1 protein-coding gene is annotated in these 708 nt (G+C 61.6%); it reads right to left on the reverse strand.

Features of this window, described 5'->3' with window-relative positions:
* Positions 1-708 (reverse strand): serine dehydratase beta chain (locus tag A477_RS0118955; RefSeq protein ID WP_017200464.1); only part of this gene is annotated, 708 nt, incomplete at both ends.

The raw sequence follows: 708 nt of genomic DNA on the forward strand, positions 1-708 counted from the left end.
GTCCTTGTCCTCCTTCAGCAACCGCTCCAACCAATCAGGAGAACGACGACGAACCTTCAACCCCCCAGGCAACACACCCTCACGCTGCAAACTCGTTTCAACGCAGGCCTCCATCACGGACCAGATATGCAACAACCCCTCCCGGATCTCCTCCTCACTCCGGGACGCACGCTCATTAATGAACATGATGTCGCTGATACCCAAACCCTTCGACGAGCACCGGCCCAGCAACTCCGCCGCCGTCCTGAACGGCAACGGCAACTCCTTCTTCGACTCCTCGAGTTCCTCCCGGGCCGCATCCTCCTCACCCTCACGGACAATGAACCCACCACCGACCGAGAAGAACGTCGCCTCCCGCAGCACCTTCCCCTCAGCATCAGAGACAGCAAACTTCATCCCATTCGTATGCCGCGGCAACACCGTCAACGGATGCAAGATCATGTCCTCCACCGCATACGGCAGCTCCACACCCCCACCGGAGGCACCGGCCAGATTCAGGACACCTCTCTCAGCGATCGTCGCGAGCCGCTCCTCCACCTCGTCGGGCAGGATCAGCTCAGGGTGATACCCCTCCAAGCCCAGCAGCGTGGCCGTCATGGTGCCATGCCCACGACCCGTCGCGGCCAACGAACCATACAAATCAACCCGCAACCCTGCCACCGAGCCCAGGACACCGGCGTCCTTGAGCTCACCAGCGAACACCGCAGC

This window comes from Arthrobacter sp. M2012083 (assembly GCF_000281065.1).
Taxonomy (GTDB): domain Bacteria; phylum Actinomycetota; class Actinomycetes; order Actinomycetales; family Micrococcaceae; genus Arthrobacter.